14 protein-coding genes and 1 pseudogene are annotated in these 20287 nt (G+C 40.8%); 4 read left to right on the forward strand and 11 right to left on the reverse strand.

Features of this window, described 5'->3' with window-relative positions:
• Positions 1-110: 110 nt before the first annotated feature.
• From vapC to H6H03_RS21860, 4 genes and pseudogenes are all read right to left on the reverse strand, one after another.
• The gene (gene vapC, locus H6H03_RS21845; protein ID WP_190957168.1) at positions 111-509 is read right to left on the reverse strand and encodes a type II toxin-antitoxin system VapC family toxin; all 399 of its coding nucleotides are present in this window, start codon (positions 507-509) and stop codon (positions 111-113) included.
• On the reverse strand, positions 496-732 hold the full coding sequence (locus H6H03_RS21850; protein WP_190957169.1) for a type II toxin-antitoxin system VapB family antitoxin: 237 nt from the start codon (positions 730-732) through the stop codon (positions 496-498). The genes vapC and H6H03_RS21850 overlap by 14 nt, the downstream gene beginning before the upstream one ends.
• A 205-nt stretch (positions 733-937) precedes the next feature.
• Positions 938-1168, reverse strand: a pseudogene (locus H6H03_RS41810) (hypothetical protein).
• Positions 1169-1475: 307 nt separating this feature from the next.
• Positions 1476-1949, reverse strand: coding sequence for a type II toxin-antitoxin system VapC family toxin (locus tag H6H03_RS21860; protein WP_190957170.1), 474 nt, complete (start codon positions 1947-1949; stop codon positions 1476-1478).
• Between the two features lie 856 nt (positions 1950-2805).
• On the opposite strand from H6H03_RS21860, the gene H6H03_RS21865 reads away from it, so the two are divergent.
• Complete coding sequence (locus H6H03_RS21865; RefSeq protein ID WP_190957171.1) at positions 2806-3402, forward strand: Uma2 family endonuclease; 597 nt, start codon at positions 2806-2808, stop codon at positions 3400-3402.
• 92 nt (positions 3403-3494) lie between these two features.
• Here H6H03_RS21865 and H6H03_RS21870 read toward each other — a convergent pair whose 3' ends face one another.
• The 4 genes from H6H03_RS21870 to H6H03_RS21885 form a co-directional block, all read right to left on the reverse strand.
• The gene (locus tag H6H03_RS21870) at positions 3495-4922 is read right to left on the reverse strand and encodes an aldehyde dehydrogenase family protein (RefSeq protein ID WP_190957172.1); all 1428 of its coding nucleotides are present in this window, start codon (positions 4920-4922) and stop codon (positions 3495-3497) included.
• Positions 4923-5160: 238 nt separating this feature from the next.
• On the reverse strand, positions 5161-6192 hold the full coding sequence (locus H6H03_RS21875; RefSeq protein WP_190957173.1) for a nitrilase-related carbon-nitrogen hydrolase: 1032 nt from the start codon (positions 6190-6192) through the stop codon (positions 5161-5163).
• A gap of 316 nt (positions 6193-6508) precedes the next feature.
• Positions 6509-7288 carry a red chlorophyll catabolite reductase gene (locus H6H03_RS21880; protein ID WP_190957174.1) on the reverse strand — a complete coding sequence of 260 codons (780 nt, stop codon included), beginning with the start codon at positions 7286-7288 and terminating at the stop codon, positions 6509-6511.
• Positions 7289-7335: 47 nt separating this feature from the next.
• Entirely contained in the window at positions 7336-7971 is a 636-nt protein-coding gene (locus H6H03_RS21885; protein ID WP_190957175.1) for a Uma2 family endonuclease, read from the reverse strand.
• A 175-nt stretch (positions 7972-8146) separates the two neighbouring features.
• Here H6H03_RS21885 and H6H03_RS21890 point away from each other — a divergent pair, with 175 nt between their 5' ends.
• Positions 8147-9007 carry an isocitrate lyase/PEP mutase family protein gene (locus H6H03_RS21890; RefSeq protein WP_190957176.1) on the forward strand — a complete coding sequence of 287 codons (861 nt, stop codon included), beginning with the start codon at positions 8147-8149 and terminating at the stop codon, positions 9005-9007.
• 29 nt (positions 9008-9036) lie between these two features.
• On the opposite strand, the gene H6H03_RS21895 is transcribed toward H6H03_RS21890, so the two are convergent.
• Positions 9037-11427 carry a penicillin-binding protein 1C gene (locus H6H03_RS21895; protein ID WP_190957177.1) on the reverse strand — a complete coding sequence of 797 codons (2391 nt, stop codon included), beginning with the start codon at positions 11425-11427 and terminating at the stop codon, positions 9037-9039.
• 263 nt (positions 11428-11690) lie between these two features.
• Here H6H03_RS21895 and H6H03_RS21900 point away from each other — a divergent pair, with 263 nt between their 5' ends.
• Positions 11691-17411, forward strand: coding sequence for an alpha-2-macroglobulin family protein (locus tag H6H03_RS21900; protein ID WP_190957178.1), 5721 nt, complete (start codon positions 11691-11693; stop codon positions 17409-17411).
• 376 nt (positions 17412-17787) lie between these two features.
• Positions 17788-19131 (forward strand): AAA-like domain-containing protein, encoded by a 1344-nt coding sequence (locus H6H03_RS21905; protein WP_190957179.1) that lies wholly within the window; start codon positions 17788-17790, stop codon positions 19129-19131.
• Between the two features lie 72 nt (positions 19132-19203).
• Here the strand turns inward: H6H03_RS21905 and H6H03_RS21910 are convergent, their stop codons facing one another.
• Both H6H03_RS21910 and H6H03_RS21915 read right to left on the reverse strand, forming a co-directional pair.
• Positions 19204-19371 (reverse strand): hypothetical protein, encoded by a 168-nt coding sequence (locus H6H03_RS21910; protein WP_190957180.1) that lies wholly within the window; start codon positions 19369-19371, stop codon positions 19204-19206.
• Positions 19372-19486: 115 nt separating this feature from the next.
• Positions 19487-20107, reverse strand: a complete 621-nt coding sequence (locus H6H03_RS21915) for a hypothetical protein (RefSeq protein ID WP_190957181.1) — start codon at positions 20105-20107, stop codon at positions 19487-19489.
• Between the last annotated feature and the right edge of the window lie 180 nt (positions 20108-20287).

The raw sequence follows: 20287 nt of genomic DNA on the forward strand, positions 1-20287 counted from the left end.
TATTGAGGAGTGGGGACTGGGGACTGGGAAATGGGAAGGTTATCAACAACTGATGCGAAGCATAACGAATTCCGTTTGTAGCACTTGCCCGTCAGTTTTTCAGGAGAAAGTCAAGGTTGAAAGCGAAGGTGTTGGAGCGATCTTACTTGGGCAATGGTTTCAAAGTCGCGATGGTTGTGAATCAGAAGCAAATTATTTTCCAGAGCCGTTTGAGCAATGCAGCAATCAATTGGGCTGCGAACAGTAAGCCCTTGGCGGCGCAAGTCATAGTAAATACGGGCAGCCGCTTGCCAAGAATGAATCGAGGGTTCAATATAATTTTGTGTTTCGAGGTAGGTGGAGAGGAGAGTCCATTCTTGCTCGTTTAGGCTACCTTGAAGCAATTCAAGCTGAGTGAATCGGGTGAGTAAAACTTCTCGATTAGCAATTAGGGTTTCAAGCTGCTGGCGAACTTGACCGTTGCGGTCGCGCAAGACGACTATCCAAACTGATGTATCAATCAGCAGCATGACGAGTCTCGCGCAGAGCTTTGTGGTCAAAGTCTGGGGTAAACTGAATTTGTCCAGCGAGGTCGAAAAGGTTTCTCTTGCCGTGCGATGCTTTTGAGGAGTCACTTCGCGAACGTACAAGTTCTTGCAGAGCAAAATTCACTAGTTCTTCTTGAGTAGTGAGGTTAGTAAGTTGTAAGGCTTCGTTAAGGAGAGATTCATCGAGATTAAGGGTAATTTGCATAGGTATGAGTTGAGATAAACACAATATTCTGCTCACATTTTAATCCGATAGACCACCGACTCACCTCAGGGCATAAAGTTACTCTAAGTAGGGCGTGATAAAGATTTAACGCTAATTAGTGCTGAGATTCTGACTTAAATAATTGCAAATAGCGAATTGGTATAACCTCTTTATCCACACCAATATCTTTCGCCAGTTTACGCTTTTATTGTCCACGCCCTGGCTTGCAATCTGCAAAACCCAACGCCTCTGTGTCAAGAAAACTTGCGATTCTCTTTCAGAGACACTACGTGAACGCCATCTCAATAACTGCTTCGATTGGATATTCAATTTCAGTAGCACAAGCAATTAGAGCAGCGCGAATTCGTTCAGGTAAGCATCCTAAAATAACTTCGGCATCATTGGGGGAAAGTTGCTCTTGGAGTTTTGCTTGCATCGTTTTACTACCGTTTTTCTTCCAAGCGATGCCTGCGGCGGGCTATGCCTACGCATTTCTCGTCAGCTTTTAACAGCTAAGTTAAGCGGCGGCTAGTATCCGTTGTATCACCACAGATATCCTTCACTCGTCCACTCCAACGTGTTGTTATACCGGGCTTCCGCGACAAGTTCACGACTTTTCTGCCGCTTTCTGCTTCCTTCTTGCGTAGGTCTGCAAATATTGCATCTAAATCATAGTTGAAAGACTTCGCATACTCTTCACGGATTTGGTGGATCTCTTCGACAATCTCATCTGTCCACATGACCTAATATCCCATTAGTTCGTTGGGTGTGCAAAGGATAGGCAATACATAGCCAAAATCAAGGCTAATCTCGGCTAACTTACCCTGGATTTGAGCATTAGCAATATGTTTACAATTCCACGTTAACAGATAATCCATGCCGTGGACGGTTGCGGCGGCAATGTGAATTGCGTCTACCTTTGCTCTTGGAGGCAGATTACTCTGGGTCAGGAATTGAATAGCTAAACTTTGTACGGCTTGATTCAATGCCAACAAAGGAAAGTCTTGCAAAATTTCCAGTCGTTGAGTGGCGATCGCTGTATCTCCCTTAGCTACTTCGTCTAAAACAGCCTCCGAAGTGTAAAGAGTGAAGTTGTTTCGACGAAAGTCCCACCAGTCCCGTGTTGTTTCGATATTGGCAGCAATAATCAGGTTTTTGGTCGATCTGGCTGTCAGATAACCAATAACACTGGTTTCAATATAGACGGTTTCACTCACAGCACTTTCTAAATTTTATCTGCCCCTCATCCTACAGCATTTAAACTTTACTTTAAGGGTTTGCGGGGGATAGTCATTTTCAAGCCCTTCCCAAAGTTGAAAGATGGACTCACGGCTAACCAGTTCAGTTGTTTCACCTTCAGCGATCGCTTGCTCCATTGCTACGTCTTCAATAATTTCTACCAGAAATTCAGAAACTTCTTTTCGATTGTCACAAATTAATTTCTCAAAGACTTGTGTTGTGAACCAATGAACTTGTGTTGTGAACCAATGGACTTGTGTTGTGAACCAATGGACTTGTGTTGTGAACCAATGGACTTGTGTTGTGAACCAATGAACTTGTGTTGTGAACCAATGAACTTGTGTTGTGAACCAATGGACTTGTGTTGTGAACCAACAGACTTGTGTTGTGAACCAATGGACTTGTGTTGTGAACCAATGGACTTGTGTTGTGAACCAATGGACTTGTGTTGTGAACCAATGGACTTGTGTTGTGAACCAAAACTATCAAAATTCTTCGAGGTGCTTTAGTTATCGTAGGCGAAACTGTGGCAGAGGCGATCGCCTCTAGTAAAACAGATATTTTTAACAGAATGAGAATGCGTAGGCGTAGCCCCAATACGGTTCGGATAAGCATTTTTCATCTCTGATGTGGGCTGGGAAAAGGGTAAGGGGAAAAGGGAAAAGGCTTGAAATTACCCTTTTCCCTTTTCCCTTTCCCCTTTAACCGAACCGTATTGGGCGTAGCCCAACCCAGGCATCGCTTTTCAATCGCCGTCATGTAGAGACACAATTCATCGCGTCTTCTTCAATTAACAATACAATGCCACAATAATAGAAGTCACACAGAAGTATTATGACTACAGCCCAACGATTGACGTTTGAGCAATACCTAGAAATAGATGATGGGGCAGAAAACCGTTATGAACTTGTTGATGGGAGGCTAATAGAATTGCCGCCAGAGTCAGAACCAAATACGTCCCTTGCAAATTACCTATTTCTGCTATTAGTTAATGCTGGAATGCCTTTTCGACGGGTACAGCCTCATGCTTGCGAACTTCAGGTACCAGTTCTTGAGGCTGGCGATCCTGCAAATCGCTACCCTGATTTGGTCATCCTCCGGGAGGAACACTTAGAGCTAACCCGGAAGCGGTTGACTATTACTTTTGACGTTCTTCCACCGCACTTGGTGGTCGAAGTGGTGTCTCCAGGTCAGAGTAATCGGGATAGAGACTATGTGCGGAAGCGGAAACAATACGCAGCACGCGGTATTGTTGAATACTGGCTGATTGACCCACAGGAGTTGGCGATCGCTATTCTACAATTGTCAGAAGGCAGTTATCGTGAAGCTGGCAGATTTACCGGGAGTACGCAGATTAAATCTCCAGAACTGGAGCGCTTAGGTATTCAGCTACAACTAACAGCTGAACAAATTTTTGATGTCGTTAAGTAGTTTGGTGCGATTCATGCTTCTCCAAAATGCCACAATAATCGCAACCAACATCACTTCCCAGTCCCCAGTCACCAGTCCCCAGTCCCCAGTCCCTATTCCTCATTCCCAAACCACCAAGGGTCATTACTCGCATTAGTTTTAATCAAAAAAGCTTTTTTCCGTGTGAACCGCTTTATTGCTGCTGCGCCCATGCGCGAACCTCCCAGTCCGGAGAATTTGAAGGCGTTTTTCTCTCCCTCGTGCATGATGGCGGTGAGTCCAGCATCGTTAATACTTATGGCGCCTGCATCTATATGTTGGGCGACTTCCAAGGCTTCTGCTTGGGACTCGGCAAACACCGCAGCACTCAGTCCATAAATCGAGTCGTTTGCTAGAGATATTGCTTCCTCAACTGTGGCAAAAGGCATAATTGGCATAAGGGGGCCGAAAGTTTCTTCGCTCATCAGTTTCATGGAATGATTGACCTGAGTCAGCACTGTGGGACGACACCACCAACCTCCGCCTAAGTCTTCAATGACGCCGCCGCAGTGAATTAGTGCTCCTTTTTCCACTGCGTCTAAGAGATGGTCGCTAATAATTGCTGCTTGTCTTTCGGCAATGATGGGGCCAATTTCTCCACTTTCAAGTGTGGGATAAGCTAACTCAAGGCGATGGGCTTTGGCTACTAGTAAATGGTAAAACTTTTCAAATATGGATTCAGCAACGTAAATTCGCTCAATCGATAAGCATGACTGTCCGGTGTTGACGACGGAACCCCATAATATGGCTGAGGTTGCTAAGTCTAAGTTGGCTGATTCTAAAACGATCGCTGGATCTTTTCCACCTAATTCTAAAAAAGCTGGAATAAAATGTTTAGCCGCTGCTTGGGCTACCTTCCTGCCTGTTGCTACACTACCTGTAAAGCAAACTAAATCTACATTTTCAATTAAAGTAGCCCCGGTTTCCCCTGCTCCTTCAACAAAAGTTAAGACATCGCGCAATTTCGGCACGGCGTTGAGTGCTGTAACCAGCGGTGCTACGAAGCGGGGAGCAATTTCACTCGGTTTGACAATCGCAGCACAACCCGCTAACAATGCGGGAATGGTATCAATGGTAGACAGTAACAGTGGAAAATTCCACGGGCTAATAACGCCTACTAGAGGATAAGGTACTGATGCTTGTTGTAAGGCGATAAAGGGAATTGCTGTATTTTTTGCAGATTCTTGCAACAATTCTGGTGCTAACCTACACCAACGGTCGATGCTAGAAAGAAAAGAATCGATTTCTAATACTGAAGTTGACAATCTGCCTGTATCATTTACCAAAGCTTCCGTTAAGCGATCGCGTGTAGATAGTATCGCTTCCTTCCACTGTTGTAAAGCTTCGATTCTCCCCTCTATACCTATTTTTTGCCAATGAACCTGCGCCCGACGCATACGCTTACATTGCTGTACCAACAACCTGGGAGGCGGCGGAATAATTACATAGTCATATTTGCCAGTTCGGGGGTTGCGGACTTCTATTGGTTTTGTATTAGTCATTAGTCAAAACCCTTCGGGAAAGGGGAAAGGGGAAAGGGGAAAGGGAAAAGGGGAAAGGGGAAAGGGAAAATCTTCAACCTAAACCCAGTAACCTTTTTATGAAAACCAAATTCTGAGTTCAAAATTCTTACAGCCAGTAATATTGTGTCACCATCCATTCCATAATCCCTTTGCCCTTCCCCTTTTCCCTTTCCCCATTTCCCCTTTCCCTTGGCGAAGCCATTTTCCCATACCCAATTCAAATTATCCCTAATTGTGCTAACCGTTCAATGGTGGCCTGCTGTGTTTGGAGGAAGTGTTTGCGGTCTACTTCTTTATTCAGCATAGTATTAGCGGGGTAAAAGTGTGACATTCGATAACTTTCGGCATAAAGTTCAAATCGTTGGCGTGAAAGTAAATTATTTAACCCTGGTCGGCGGCGATCGCGGCGTAATGCGGCTAAATCAATTTCGGCGAATGCTGCCATACTTTCGCCTGCACCTGTTTCAGCTATGACTATTCCGCGATAATCGATGATTTTTGAGCCACCATCAGCGGAAGCAATGGGTATAGCAATATTAGCGATACCTGCGGTATTAGCTGATACTATATAAGCTAGATTTTCTACAGCGCGAGTAATTTTGGCGGCGTCTTTGGGTGTGAGGTTTTTGTTATACACTTCAGAAGTAGAATGCACAAAAATCTCTGCTCCTCGCATGGCTAAACACCGCGCTACTTCGGGATACAAAATTTCTTCTGATGCTAAAGCTGCTAAATTACCAATCTCAGTTTTGGCAACGGGGAAGACTCCTTCTAAACCATAGCAGTCGAGATATTTATCCCAAACGTCATGGGGAGTAGGGGCAAACAAAGAATTTAGCCGTCGGTAGCGTAGGATAATTGAGCCAGAGGGGTCGAGTATAAAGCAGGTTTGAAAGTATAATCCCGGAAAATTGGGGTCAACTTCGTAGGCGTTACCAGCCAAAAAGATTTTATGCTTTTGAGCAATTTTTCCCAGTGCTTCGTACTCAGCACCAGCCATTTCTATACAAGCTTTTTCTGCCCATCCTCCGAGAGTATCTCCCATCGGAAAACCTGTGAGGAAATATTCTGGTAGTACAATTAAACGACAATCAAAGCCAATGAAAGCAATACTAGCTGCAATTTGTTGCGCTAGGCGATTGATAGAGTTTAGCATCAGCGATCGCGCTTCGTGGCCATCGCTTGCTTGGTTGACTGCATGACAGGTAACTTGCAGCGCTAAGGCACGGTAGGATTCTGAATTGGGCATGGGAAGTCAAAATAATTCGTAATTCGTAATTCGTAATTCGTAATTAATTATTAATTCATTGAGGGTAGAAGCTCCTGAATTTTTTAATTAATAATTCGTAATTCGTAATTAATTATTAGACCTCTTGCAAAAGTCCTTATTTTCGACTTCTTCTTTGCGTCTTTGCGCCTTTGCGTGAGACAAAAAATTATTTATGCAAGAAGTCTATTAATTCATTGAGGGTAGAATCTCCTGAATTTTTTAATTAAAAAATTAACAATTATCATTATTCAGAGCAACTACCTTTAGGTATGGGATAATAATTACGAATTACGAATTACGAATTACGAATTATTCTGTCGCCACCCCAGAGGGAGCGTACTAGTTTATCTGTTAATTGAGTGCCGAAAAGTTGGGCAGCAAATTTATTACCTGGGTCGCGTTCGGCAGCGGTTCGGCGTAGCAATAAATCGCGATTTGCTAAAGTATCTCGTGCATCTTCTGATACAGGTTCGGCTGCGTCTACCCAAGTTAGCCAGCGTTCTAATGTTTCGTGTGCAACTGCGCGAGTGATTTCGAGGGTATCAGTAGTAGGTGCGCCAGTGTAGCAAAGATTAACAGGGGATTGAAACAGGCGAACGTAAACGCTTTTGCTAGTAAATGCCTTGAGGCGCGTCTGGTCTTGTAATTTTAAAAATGTTTGGTTAACTGGTTCGTAATAGCGATCGAGATATGCCAAATCGGTTAAAAGCTCAGTTCGAGCAATGTAATCTATATAAAATAAAATATCTGCATTTGGGAGGGTGCCAAACTCAAATGCCAAATGTGGAACCTGAATATGTGAACCTAACCAAATGGTGAGGCGCATGGTGCTAAAGTTGGATTTTTCGGGGTTTCCTAACCATGAATGCACTAGCCAATCAATTTCTTTTCCTGAAAATGCACTCAGAGAACCTTTGATATTACCGTCAACACTGCTGTATTCCTGTAAATCTTCTACAGAAGGATCTGGATTTAATTCAAAACGAGTTTCTAATTTTTGGCGGAGTTCTTTTGTAATATTCCACAACTGCTCAAATACAGTTTTATTGTCTAGATTGGTTGGTTGCTGAGTCATGGTTGGGGTTTGTTGATTTTGTATATAAAAAAAGTTTAAACTGCTTGTTATTGAAACTGGCTCAATAACCAGGCTGCAACTTGAGATTGATTCATGTCTCGACTACGGCGTAAGGCTTCTTCTAAAGTTGCAATTGCTAGTCCGGGAAATACCTGAGATTCTTGGATACGTTTGCTACCTTGGTCTGCCATTGTATAGGCAATAATTTGGGCATTTTGTACATCTACTACCCAATATTCAGCAACGCATAATTCTTCATAAAGGGATCGCTTTGTACCTAAATCATCCAGTAAAGAAGTTTTCGCAATTTCAATAACTAAATCCGGTGCAGGGTAGCGATCTAGGTTGACAATTCCCGTACCAGTCGGGATAATTTGGGCACGTTCTCTGAGGTAATAAGCAACATCGGGCTGACAATCTTGAATTCCAGTTTTCCGAAAAGTGGTGGTGTCTAAACCTGTTGCTGGTATTCCTTTAAGTGCTGCAAATAAAGTGACTGCAAAAATAATTACAACATGGTTTTGACCGTGGTCGAAACTAACTGGTGCCATCTCCAGCCTCATGTGTCCTTTGTAGTAGTAACTCTTTCCTTTATCGTTGAGTAAGTTAGCGATCGCTTGCTCATACTCCTGCCAAGAAGCACAAATCCATGTATCTGTCAATTGGGTCTGTAACTGACTCATTGCTGAACTCTCCCGCCAAAATGAAAACTGTTCTTTCTTGGCAAATTGGAGACGTTGCAATGCAACGTCTCTACATCTGGATTCATACTGCTTCCAGAATAATATACGGTGTACGCCCCTAGCGCGTGTTGCTGTATTCTCAAAAGGGGAATGCTTTTACTTTATCTATTAATTTATGTCTGCTTGCCAAAAACTACGGCAATTACTAGCGCGTCCAGAAATTATTGTAATTCCTGGCGTTTATGATTGTTTGGGAGCTAAGTTAGCCGAACAACAAGGTTTTGAAGTCGTGGCTACTAGTGGCTTTGGAATTGCGGCTTCTGTTTTGGGTTTGCCAGATTACGGCTTTCTCACGGCTACCGAAATGCTTTATAGTGTAGGGCGGATTGCTCAATCAATAAATATTCCCCTAATTGCTGATTTGGATACGGGTTATGGTAACGCGTTAAATGTGATTCGCACGATTAAAGATGCCGTACAGTTGGGTGTTGCTGGGGTACTGTTGGAAGATCAGGAATGGCCGAAAAAGTGCGGGCATTTTGAAGGTAAGCGAGTGATTCCCCAAGCCGAACATGTGGGAAAAATTCGCGCCGCAGTAGAAGCGCGTGGCGATAGCGGTTTAGTAATTATTGCGCGGACTGATGCGCGTGCGCCGCTAGGTTTAGAAGAAGCGATCGCTCGCGGTCGAGCTTACATTGCAGCTGGAGCAGATATACTGTTTGTGGAGGCTCCGCAATCTGTTGATGAGTTAAAAGCGATCGCTGCTGCTTTTCCTGATGTGCCACTAGTAGCTAATATCGTTGAAGGTGGTAAAACTCCAGAAATTTCCACAGCTGAATTACAAAAGTTAGGCTTCAAAATTGCATTTTTCCCCCTTACTGCTTTACTCGCTGTCACACAAGTAATGAACGCTTGTTTTGGGCATCTCAAAGAACAGGGAACCACAGCTAATTTACCTAATTTAGTTAACTTTAAAGATTTTCAAGAACTCGTCGGCGTTCCTAAATATTTGCAAATGGAGCAAGATTTTAAATAAGAATTCAGAATTCTGAATTCTGAATTTAATTATGGATGATTGACTTTGGTCTGAGAATTACTAATAGAAAATCCTCGACGCCTAGGTTTAATACTGGCTAATTCTACCTGAAAGCTTACCTTATCTTTCATTTCTCCACTTCTTGCTTCCAAAGTCCAATTACCAGGGCGTAAATTCCAAAATAAAGAATTAGCTGAGTTTGTATTTAACTTTTCACCATTTAGCCACCATTCCACAGGTGCAGATTTATTTCCTGCTAATTTGAATTCTAATTTTTGCTGTCCTGCTTCACCTGGGTAGAGTAAAAATATATCGCCATGATGGGGAGATAGAATTCTCAAATTATTAGAAATTAAATGCGATCGCTGTTGTTTTGCCAACCACTCATCATACTCTGACGGCAAATCAAATTTATTTTCAGCTTCGTAATTATTTTTATCTTCTGGATAGAAATATTCTTGTACCACTGATGTACAATCTGGTGTTGGTTTTAAACCAGAAATTGCACAAATAGGTAATTGTATTAAACCTTCTGGAGGCGGAAAAGCTGCTGGTTCTTGATGTTCGTGCAGATGTAACATAATTCGATTCCATAAAGGTGCTGCACCCGTAACACCTGAAACCTGACGCATCGGTTCCCCATTGAAATTACCTACCCAAGTAGCGACTGTGTAATCTGTAGTAAAGCCAACTGTCCAAGTATCCCGAAAATTAGAAGAAGTGCCAGTTTTAACAGCCGCAGGAAAAGGTAAATTTAACACCGAGTCTACACCAAAAGCTGTTGCACGAGCATGATTATCGCTAAGGATATTGGTAATTAATTGCCAAATTTTTTGGTTGGAAATTGTAGAGACGCGATTAATCGCGTCTGTAGAAATTTGGGAATCAGAAAATGTGCTTACTAAAGGAATAGCGTCTCCAAATCTTGCCATAATAACGTAAGCCCTGGCTAATTCCCAAAGACTTACTTCGCCACTACCCAAAGTCAAACCTAAACCATAATGTTCTGGAGTTTGATTGAGGTGTTCAAACCCAAGTTGATGCAGACGTTCTAAAAAAGATTCCACACCTACTTTTTCTAACACGCGCACTGCGGGTACATTTAAAGAATTTGCTAAAGCGATTCGCACCCGCACCGGGCCGAGAAAACTTTCAGTATAATCTGTTGGGCTATAAAGTTTCGCGCCAGGGATGGCATAACGAGCAGGTACGTCTGCCAAAATGGTGTTTGGGCGAATTAAATTTTTTTCTAAAGCAAGTTCGTAAACAAAAGGCTTGAGGGTAGAACCCGGTTGACGTAGCGCCTGTACTCCATCATTGCGTCCGAGTTTGGCTTCATTAAAATAATCGGGCGAACCGACATAAGCCAAAACTTCGCCAGTATGGTTGTCAATTACCAACGCAGCTGCATCATGAACGTTATTAGCAGCAAGAGAAGAAATTACTTGCTGTGTTTGTGCTTCGACAAATTGCTGTAAAGGACGATTTATAGTTGTGCGAATAACAGATTGATCCCCCCTAGCCCCCCTTAGAAAGGGGGGTAAGCCCCCTTTTGGGGGAACTAAGCCCTCCTTTGAGGAAACTAAGCCCCCCTTTTCAAGGGGGGTTGGGGGGATCTGATTTGCTAACCAAAATAAAAAATGTGGTGCGGCGATAATTCCTTGTTGGCGAGATTGAAAGACAACTTTTTCGCTAGATGTGCGTGCTGCGATCGCCTCACTTATATACCCTTCTAGTACCATACGATTAAGCACATATTTTTGTCGCTGCTTTAACCGTTCCCAATGTTCGTAAGGATTAAAATAAGTGGGATTATTAGGAATAGCAGCTAAAAAACTCGCTTGAGCAAGATTCAAATCGCTGGCTGGGATAGAAAAATAAGTCCGCGCCGCAGCTTCCACACCATATATATTCCCTCCCATTGGCAAGCGATTGATATATGCAGAGAGTATTTCATCTTTATTCATCCCTGCGACTAACCGCCAAGATAGCCAAATTTCTTGCATTTTACCTGAAAAAGTACGCGGTACGGGATCTAACATCCGCGCTAACTGCATAGTAATTGTGGAAGCACCAGAAACAATTCGTTTGGCGTGGATAGCTTCTTTCATAGCGCGGATAACTGCTTTCATATCCAACGCGCCATGTTGGTAAAAGCTAGCATCTTCAGCCGCTAGAATTGCCTGAATAAACTGCGGCGAAACTTGATTTAGTGGTATTACTGATGTATGCTCTTGGTCGCGAGTCAGCAACGTACCTAATGGTAAATTATTGCGATCGCTAAATTGCATTGCCAATTGATTCTGCGCTATATCTGCCGCACAAACTGGCGCAAAATAAGGCAACAAACGCACCGCCAAACAGATTACCAGCACAGCCAGAATAGTCTTAGCGTGCTTAATTCGTAAAATTCCTTTCATCACTACCCAACCAAACTTACCTTAATTCTGGCGCACCCATAACATCGACATCAGAAAATATATCAAACACTTAATAATCAACTTCTAATTACTTAGCAAATATAAATTAATATTCCCAAACCTTCAATACTTCTTAATAGTTAAGAATTGTACTCATCTCTTGGAACAACCATACTGAATTAGTTATCAATATAAATAAACTCTCCTTTAACTCTTCTTTGCGTCTTTGCGCCTTTGCGTGATTATTTTAAACTCCTAAAAAAATGCTTATCAAAACTTTAATCCGATATCTTCTTCTCCTCACACTTTTACTAGGAATATCATCCTGTAACTTTCTCAATATCACCTCAACCAAAGAACAACTCCCAACAGTCTCCCCCCTCACCCCCCCCAAACTACCAGACTGGATTGAACAAATAAGTCCCATCGGAGAAGCCAAACCCCTCAATCAAATCCGCATCCGCTTCAAAGAAGCCTTAATTCCAGTTGAAAATCTTGATAGTCCAGAACAACAAAAACTATTACAAAAATTTGCCCTTTGGCCCCCTTTACCTGGAGAATTTCGCTTTTTAACACCACGCATGGTAGGATTTCAACCCCAAAAAGCACTACCAAAAGCCACCCGATTACAAGTTACCTTAAAAGCAGGTTTAGCCGATTTAAAAAATCATCGCCTAGACAAAGATTTAGCTTGGACATTCAACACCGAATCCATCAACTTAACTAATTTACCTGGCGTTAACCCCATCGAAAAAGCTGATGCCGAACCAATAGACTTACAACAAAAATTACAATTCACTTCCAACGTAGAATTAGACTTGAATTCCGTACAAGAACATTTACAACTAATTCCTGAAGGGAAAAATCAAGGTGTACACTTCAAAGTCGAATTAAACAAAGAAGAAAAACCATCAGAAGACGAAGAACCTTTAGAAAAATTTGACCCTTCTGCACGCAATTGGATTTACAACCTCACCCCACAACAAAATCTCGAAAAAGCAACCCGTTATCGCTTACTATTTTCTCCCGGAATACTTCCTGCTTATGGTAACTTATCGACAGAAAAAGAATTTGCTAGTAAATTAGCAACTTATTCACCTTTAGCATTTAAGCAAATTAACTATTACGGACAGCCAGATGCCGGTGGAACTTATGGACGATTTATTAAAGGCAGTCCTCAGTTAGAATTTAATAACGTATTATTACCAGATTCTGCAAAAGAAAATATTAGTATTAATCCAGCACCAAAAGATATTACTAGACTTTTACAAGTTAACGATGAAGATAGAATTGTTGGTATCAATCCTTACGCACTAGAACCAGCAAAAACCTATACAATTACTATTAACAGCAACCTCAAAGATAAATTTGGACAGACTTTAGGTAAACCCGTCACAATTAAATATGATACTGGAGATTTAGCTGGGGATATATGGGCACCATCAGATTTAAATATTTTCCCCACAGGCAAAGATTTACAGTTAAATATTAGTACAGTAAATCTGCCAGAATCGAAATACAAAGCAGCTTACCAAGTAGTTAAACCCACAGATTTAGTTTATTTTAACTATAGTAATGATTTCTTACCACAAGCATCAGAGTGGCAAAGTTTCAAAGTATCAGGTAAGAAAAATCAATTACTTGATATTAACGTTCCTCTGCGAGAAAAAATAAATGCTGCTACGGGAATGTTAGCTTATGGAGTACAAGCCCGCACGAATAAATATCAGGAGAATGGTAAAGAATTGTGGCGGGAACCTACGACTTATGGCATGGTTGAATTGACGAATTTGGGCGTATTTACTCAATGGTTTCCAGAGTCAGGCTTAATTCGTGTTAATCATCTTGATGATGGTTCACCAGTCAAAGCAGCTAATATTGAAATTTATCAATCACAATTACAAGCAAAATCGCGTCCTGAACCCGTACCTTGTGCCACAGGTACAACTGATGAAAACGGCACTTTTAGAGTTAATCGGGAAGAAGTACAAAGATGTAATTCTGATAATAAAAGTTATGTGAAATCACCGCAAGTATTAGTAATTGCCCGTGAAAATCAAGATTGGGCATTTGCCAGAACCGAAGAATATAGCGGCGTTTATGGCTATGGTATTGATGCAGGTTGGCAAGATAATAAACCAGAATCTCGTGGAGTAATTTTTTCAGATAGGCAGTTATATCAACCAGGCGAAAAAGCTTGGTTGACGGGTTTTGCTGATTATTTACAAAATGGTGCAATTCAACAAGATAAAAATGCTGTTTATCAGTTAACTCTCCTCAACCCCGATGGACAAAAGACTAACTTAGGAACGCAAACTACAAATGAGTTTGGTACGTTTTCTTTAGAGTTGCCTATCCAAAAAAGTCAACGCTTGGGCTATTATACAATCCAGGCGAAAGGGAAGAATGGACAAGAAATTTCTGGGGAATTTCGAGTAGCTGAGTTTAAACCACCGAATTTTAAAGTCGAACTCAATTTAGATAAAGAATTTGCTCTAATTGATGAGAAAGTCGATATTAACGCAACCAGTAAATATTTATTTGGTGCACCCGTAGAAGGTGGAGAAGCAAAATACTTTATCACTCGCCAACAAGCTAATTTTCTTCCCAAAGGTTGGGAAGAATTTAGTTTTGGTAGACAATGGTTTTGGCCGGAAGAATCTCCTACTGTAACTAGTGATGTATTGCAAACTAATGCCCAATTAGATGCTAATGGTAAAAGTAGTCAAACGGTAACCGTGGCTAAGGATTTACCATATCCCATGACTTACCAAGTTGATGTACAAGTTGCAGATGTTTCTAATTTATCTGTAGCTAATTCTCAAACTTTTACAGCCTTACCAAGTAATCGTCTGATTGGGTTAAAAAGTAATTTTATTGCTGATGCTGGTAAGGCTTTACCCATTGAAGCGATTGTAACTGACCCTACAGGAAAACCAATAACAGGTCAACGGGTGCGGCTGGAATTACAACAAATAAAATATAGCAGTGTCACACAATTAGTTGAAGGTAGCCGGACACCAAAAAATCAAGTTGAATATAAAACAGTCCAACAAGCAGAAATTATATCTAATAGTAATCCCCAATCTGTAACTTTAACACCTCCCGAATCTGGTTCGTATCGTATTAGAGCTAATTTTAGCGACAATAAAGACGAATTAAGCGCCACAGATTTACAAATTTGGGCAACTGGAGAAAATCCAGTATTTTGGGGTTCAAGAGAAAAAGATGTTTTAGAAGTTAAGCTAGATCAAAAAGAATTCAAACCTGGTGAAACTGCTACCGCATTAATTCAATCTCCCTATCCAGACGCAGAATTATACTTTGCTGTCATTAAAGATAAACCCCTTTATCAGCAAATAATTAAAGTTCAAGGAGGCGCACCACAAATTCAGTTTCAAGTGACGCCAGAAATGTTACCTAATGCAGCTGTGGAAGCTGTATTAGTAAGGCAAGGTAAACCAATTAACCAAGTGGAAGCCGGAAGTTTAGATAATTTGGTGAAAATTGGTTTTACACCTTTTAAAGTTAACTTGGAAGATAAGTATTTAAAACTGCAAGTTAAGCCATTACAAGCATCTTTAGAACCTGGTACAGAAGAAACAGTACAACTAGAATTAAAAGACAACCAAGGTAACCCCACCAAAGGACAGTTTACAGTCATGGTGGTGAATGAGGCGGTGTTACAACTTTCTGGCTATCGTCCGCCGAATTTGGTTGATACAGTTTATGCAGAACAGCCGATTTCTACCCGTTTTAGTGATAATCGACCAGATGTGATTTTACAACCACAAGATGTAGCGAAACCAAAAGGTTGGGGTTATGGCGGCGGTTTCTCAACTGGTGCAGCAAATACTCGCACTCGCACCGATTTTCAAGCTTTAGCTTACTACAACGGTTCTGTTCTCACCGATGCTAATGGTAACGCACAGATAACCTTTAAATTACCGGATGACTTAACGACATGGCGGGTGATGGCTGTGGCGACTGATGGAAATCTGCGTTTTGGTAATGGCGATGCGACGTTTATCAGCACCAAACCATTATTAACTAATGCCATCTTGCCACAGTTTGCCCGTCCAGGCGATCGCATTCTCGCTGGCTTATCCGTCACCAACAACACCGGAAACACTGGAAACCTCTCAATTAATGGCGAAGTTGGCGGTACAGTTAAATTTGCCGAGAAAAACCCCACAAGTACTGCTTTACAAACCAAAGCTGAATCTGCAACTCAAGCTTATCGCTTTCCCATGTTGGCGGATAGTGTGGGAGTCGGTAAAGTTCGCTTTACCACTCAGCTAAATAATACCGCCGCTGATGCTTTTGAAGTACCTTTGGAAGTTAAGCCAATTGAAATTACAGAACAAGTTGTAGAAACTGGCGTCACTACAAAACAAGTAAAAATTCCCCTAAATGTTGATAAAAATACCTTCCCTGATGCGGGAGGTTTAGATATTCAATTAGCGAGTACTTTGATTCCCGAAATTAAAGCACCAGCAAAGCAGGTTTTAGCAGATAATGATTTACCTTTTGCAGAACCGGCAGCAAGTCAGTTAATAATTGCAGCTAATCTACAAACTATTGCCCAAAAATATGGTCAAACATTTGCAGAATTTAATCCTAGCCAACAAGCAAATCAAGCAATCGAACAATTACAAAAACTGCAAATTGCCGATGGTGGTTTTGCTGCTTTCCCAGGACAAGAAAAATCTGATCCTTGGATTTCTTCTTATGCTGCTGAATCTCTGGTAAAAGCAAATCAGGCATTTCCAAATTTAGTTGATGCTGGAATGTTATCTCGCCTGAAAAGTTATTTACAAAAAGTTTTAGCCAACCCTGGAGAATACGATTTTTGCAAACAGCAACTATGTAAGAGACAACTGCAACTAAAGGCTTTAATTGCTTTGTCAGAATTAGGCGAAAAGCGCAATACGTTCCTGGGAGATATTTACGAACAGCGCAATAATTTTGATTTAGTCACTCAAATTCGACTAGCGCGATATTTATCTCAATTCCCAGAATGGCAAGACGAATCTCAACAATTAGTCAACAAGCTGCAACAAAATATCTATGAAACTGGCCGTACAGCAGTTGTAAGTTTGCCAACTAGTTGGGGATGGATGAGTTCATCAACCGCGACGCAGGCGGAAGCTTTACGTTTATTTATTGCCAAACAAAGTAAACCCGAAGTAATAGATAAATTATTCCAAAGTCTTCTGGCATTGCGGCGGGATGGTACATGGCAAACTGATTATAATAATGCCCAAGCATTAACAGCTTTGGTAGAATATAGCCAACTACAACCCACGCCACCGAATTTTGTTGCCACAGTAAAATTAGCTGGGAAAAAGTTAGGAGAAAATCGCTTTGAAGGCTACAAAAATCCTAGCTTACAGCTAAGTACGCCAATGAATCAATTACCTCGTGGACGCCACGATTTAACGCTACAAAAATCAGGTAATGGCAGTTTACATTATCTGGTTGCTTATAATTATCGCTTGCAAGGAAATCAACCAGGTAGATTTAATGGACTACGCATAACGCGAGAAATTAGTCAAGTAAATGAAGAGAAAGCTTTACAAAAAACAGGGCTTTATGCTTTCGATAAACCCTTGACTTTAGCTGCCGGACAAGTGTTTGATATTGGTTTAGAAATTATCTGCGATCGCTCCGTAGACCATATAGTAATAAAAGACCCACTACCAGCAGGTTTTGAGGCGGTAGATGCGAGTTTTCAAACTGCTACGGCTGCATTACAAGCAAAAGCCGATAGTTGGGAACTTGGGTTTAGGAATATATATCGCGATCGCATTATCGCCTACGCCGACCACCTGGAACCAGGAGTTTATAGCCTGCATTACTTAGTCCGTTCTGTGACGCCTGGGACATTTTCTTGGCCTGGTGCCCAAGTTCACCTGCAATATGCACCAGAAGAATTTGGGCGCACTGCTGAATCTACATTAATATTGGAGGATGGAAAGTAACTTTATCTTCCAATGGTTCTAGGTAAAGTTCTACTGCTTCTTCGACAGTTTCCTCTTCACTGATACAACCAGGAAGTGAAAGAACATAAATACTATAGCGATTTTCGTTACTGGGTTCTAATACAACTTCAAGTTTCTTATTTTTTGTTCACACCTATTTGATTTTTGAAAAACATTATGAGAAAATGCACTCGTGTCTACAAGTGTAAGAGAAAGCAAGAAAAAACAATCTTAAACCAGCATAAATCAGAAATCGCGATCGCAGATTTACTTGAAAATGCATGTTTGAAAAGTATTTTTGATTTTGCCCGTCTTCAAAAGTAGGTCGTTTTTTAAAACTCAAATAGGAATCTTACATATCTATTCAGGATGAAGAATGAACTGGGAAGAAGGGTTAGAAATTTTAGATGCAGTTGTCTTCAAGAAAAAAAATCGATACCTGAAAGATGTGGAAAGAATTATTCTTAAAGGTTCATGGCAAGGACTAAGCTATGATGAAATTGCCAATAATGAAGGTTATGCAGCCACATATCTCCGGCAAGATGTAGGTTCCAAATTGTGGAAGTTACTTGCAGAAGCATTAGGCGAAGAGGTTAATAAAACTAATTTTCGTGCAGCAGTTGAACGTTCATATCTTAGGGATAAGAATATTCGGCCAACAGAAGTAAATCAAGATAGTTGCGTTACTGTCAAAAATGAATTTGTGCCAGAATACCCAGAAGGTTCAGTGCCACCAAATTCTCTATTTTATATCCAGCGCACCCCAATAGAAGAACGTTGTTATGAAACAATCCTCCACCCTGGTTCTTTGATTCGGATTAAAGCCCCTAATCAAATGGGTAAAACATCTCTGCTTGAGAGAATTATCGCTCACTCGAATCAGCAAGGCTACCATACAGTACGTCTAAATTTGTCGCAAGCAGAAACAACATTTTTTAGTAATTTGGATAAATTTTTGCGGTGGTTTTGTGCTTATGTTAGCCACAGATTAAGATTACCTGCTTTGTTAAATGAATCCTGGGATGAGTATAGAGGTAGCATTGTTAACTGCACTACATATTTTGAAGATAATATTTTATACCAAATCAATAACAATTTAGTTTTAGCATTAGATGAAGTAGATAGAGTTTTGCAATATCCTGAAATTTCTCAAGGTTTTTTTGCCATGTTACGTACTTGGCATGAAGAAGCTAAAACTGTAGAAATTTGGGAAAATTTACGATTAATTGTAGTACATTCCACTGAAAATTATGGATCGTTAGATATCAATCAATCACCATTTAATGTTGGCTTAGTGGTTGAATTAACCGAATTTACCCAATTACAAATAGAAGTTTTAGCCCATAATCATCAACTTAATTATAATCAAACACAAGTACAGCAATTAATGTCTCTAATTGGAGGACATCCATATTTAATTAGATTGGCACTCTATCGCCTCAGACTTGGGGATATAACACTAGAAAAGTTATTAGAAACTGCTCACACAAATGCCGGAATTTATGAAGAATATTTCCGCCGATTTTTGAATATTTTTAAAATCAATCCTTATTTAGCTGAGGCATTTATACAAGTAGTTACAGCAACAGAACCAGTTGATATAGCAACCATTCCAGCATATCAGTTATATAGTATGGGATTGGTTAAGAGAGTAGGCGATCGATTAGCCCCACGCTGTCAGTTATATCAACAATATTTTCGGGAACACTTGAAGAATTAGGGACGATAATCTTCATTTAGGCTGAATTTTAGCAACTATTTATCGGCTAGTTTGCACTTCTAACGTTAATACTCATGTTTGTTCAAGATAATTTATTTTTATTGATTCTAACTTTAAATTGGTAAAGTTACGACCAAATAGTGCGTCCTTACCTTCACCAACATTGAGACTGCGATCGCCAGCTTTTCCCAACAGGCGATCGCTATAGAAATATAGACAAAAACGATAAAGGAACACCAAAAAATACAGGATCTCAAATTTATGGGGTAGTAGGGTGCGTCAGTATAAATAACTTCTTACTCCCGAACCACTCTCGCAGTCTTGTTCAGAAATCAAATATGATTCCTGTATCTAATTAACTTAACCAAATAAAATGCTTTAATGGTATTAGTCCCTCTTCGCACAATTCCCTTTCTTTACCATTTAATGCCATAAAACAGGATTTTCCTTCTTTAAAGTGCTCGCACCAGCTTCTATCTTTTTCTGAGTTGATTGCTATAAAACAAGATTTACCCTCTCTATAGGCTTCACAAAGTTGTTGTGGCAATCCTGATTCCATAGCTATAAAGCAAGATTTACCTTCACGAGCAACTTGACACATCTGCCTTTCCAAGCCATCGAATTCTATAAAACAAGAACGATTACTCCATAAATAGGATGAATATGTTTTAATACCATTAGGTAATCCATAATATAATTCTCCTGGTTTGATATATAATTCTCCTTGTCTTAAATTAGTTATTTCACCCTTTGCAGGACTCGAAATACCAATCAATAGGCCAGCAAATAATGCTAGGTTAAACCATCCTCCACGTGCTACTCGTCGTCGGAAAGTTATATTGTTACGAATGTGCAGGCTGGGAGATTGAGCTAAAACACTAGGGCAATTATTTAACAAAACTGTACTTGCTGCTGCACCACCAATGAAACCAACTCCTGCCTTCAAAAGTTGGTGTCGGTAAAATTCATGAAGCATAATCTTTTCCTTTTAAACATAATTTCCAGCAATGCAACTGCATTTTTGATATGGAAGCAGCGATCGCTTGACAATCAAGACAGTTGTAGGGTGTGTTATTGCGCCAGCGTAACGCACCCCCAAAGATTTACGGTGCGTTAGGACTGCTGTCCATAACGCACCCTACCAAACTCAAATCTT

It is taken from the genome of Nostoc paludosum FACHB-159, from assembly GCF_014698835.1.
Taxonomy (GTDB): domain Bacteria; phylum Cyanobacteriota; class Cyanobacteriia; order Cyanobacteriales; family Nostocaceae; genus Nostoc; species Nostoc paludosum.

Coding starts and splice junctions, on each gene's coding strand:
- vapC (WP_190957168.1), bottom strand. CDS start 509: ATGCTGCTGATTGATACATCAGTTTGGATAGTCGTCTTGCGCGACCGC.
- H6H03_RS21850 (WP_190957169.1), bottom strand. CDS start 732: ATGCAAATTACCCTTAATCTCGATGAATCTCTCCTTAACGAAGCCTTA.
- H6H03_RS21865 (WP_190957171.1), top strand. CDS start 2,806: ATGACTACAGCCCAACGATTGACGTTTGAGCAATACCTAGAAATAGAT.
- H6H03_RS21870 (WP_190957172.1), bottom strand. CDS start 4,922: ATGACTAATACAAAACCAATAGAAGTCCGCAACCCCCGAACTGGCAAA.
- H6H03_RS21875 (WP_190957173.1), bottom strand. CDS start 6,192: ATGCCCAATTCAGAATCCTACCGTGCCTTAGCGCTGCAAGTTACCTGT.
- H6H03_RS21880 (WP_190957174.1), bottom strand. CDS start 7,288: ATGACTCAGCAACCAACCAATCTAGACAATAAAACTGTATTTGAGCAG.
- H6H03_RS21885 (WP_190957175.1), bottom strand. CDS start 7,971: ATGAGTCAGTTACAGACCCAATTGACAGATACATGGATTTGTGCTTCT.
- H6H03_RS21890 (WP_190957176.1), top strand. CDS start 8,147: ATGTCTGCTTGCCAAAAACTACGGCAATTACTAGCGCGTCCAGAAATT.
- H6H03_RS21895 (WP_190957177.1), bottom strand. CDS start 11,427: ATGAAAGGAATTTTACGAATTAAGCACGCTAAGACTATTCTGGCTGTG.
- H6H03_RS21900 (WP_190957178.1), top strand. CDS start 11,691: ATGCTTATCAAAACTTTAATCCGATATCTTCTTCTCCTCACACTTTTA.
- H6H03_RS21905 (WP_190957179.1), top strand. CDS start 17,788: ATGAACTGGGAAGAAGGGTTAGAAATTTTAGATGCAGTTGTCTTCAAG.
- H6H03_RS21915 (WP_190957181.1), bottom strand. CDS start 20,107: ATGCTTCATGAATTTTACCGACACCAACTTTTGAAGGCAGGAGTTGGT.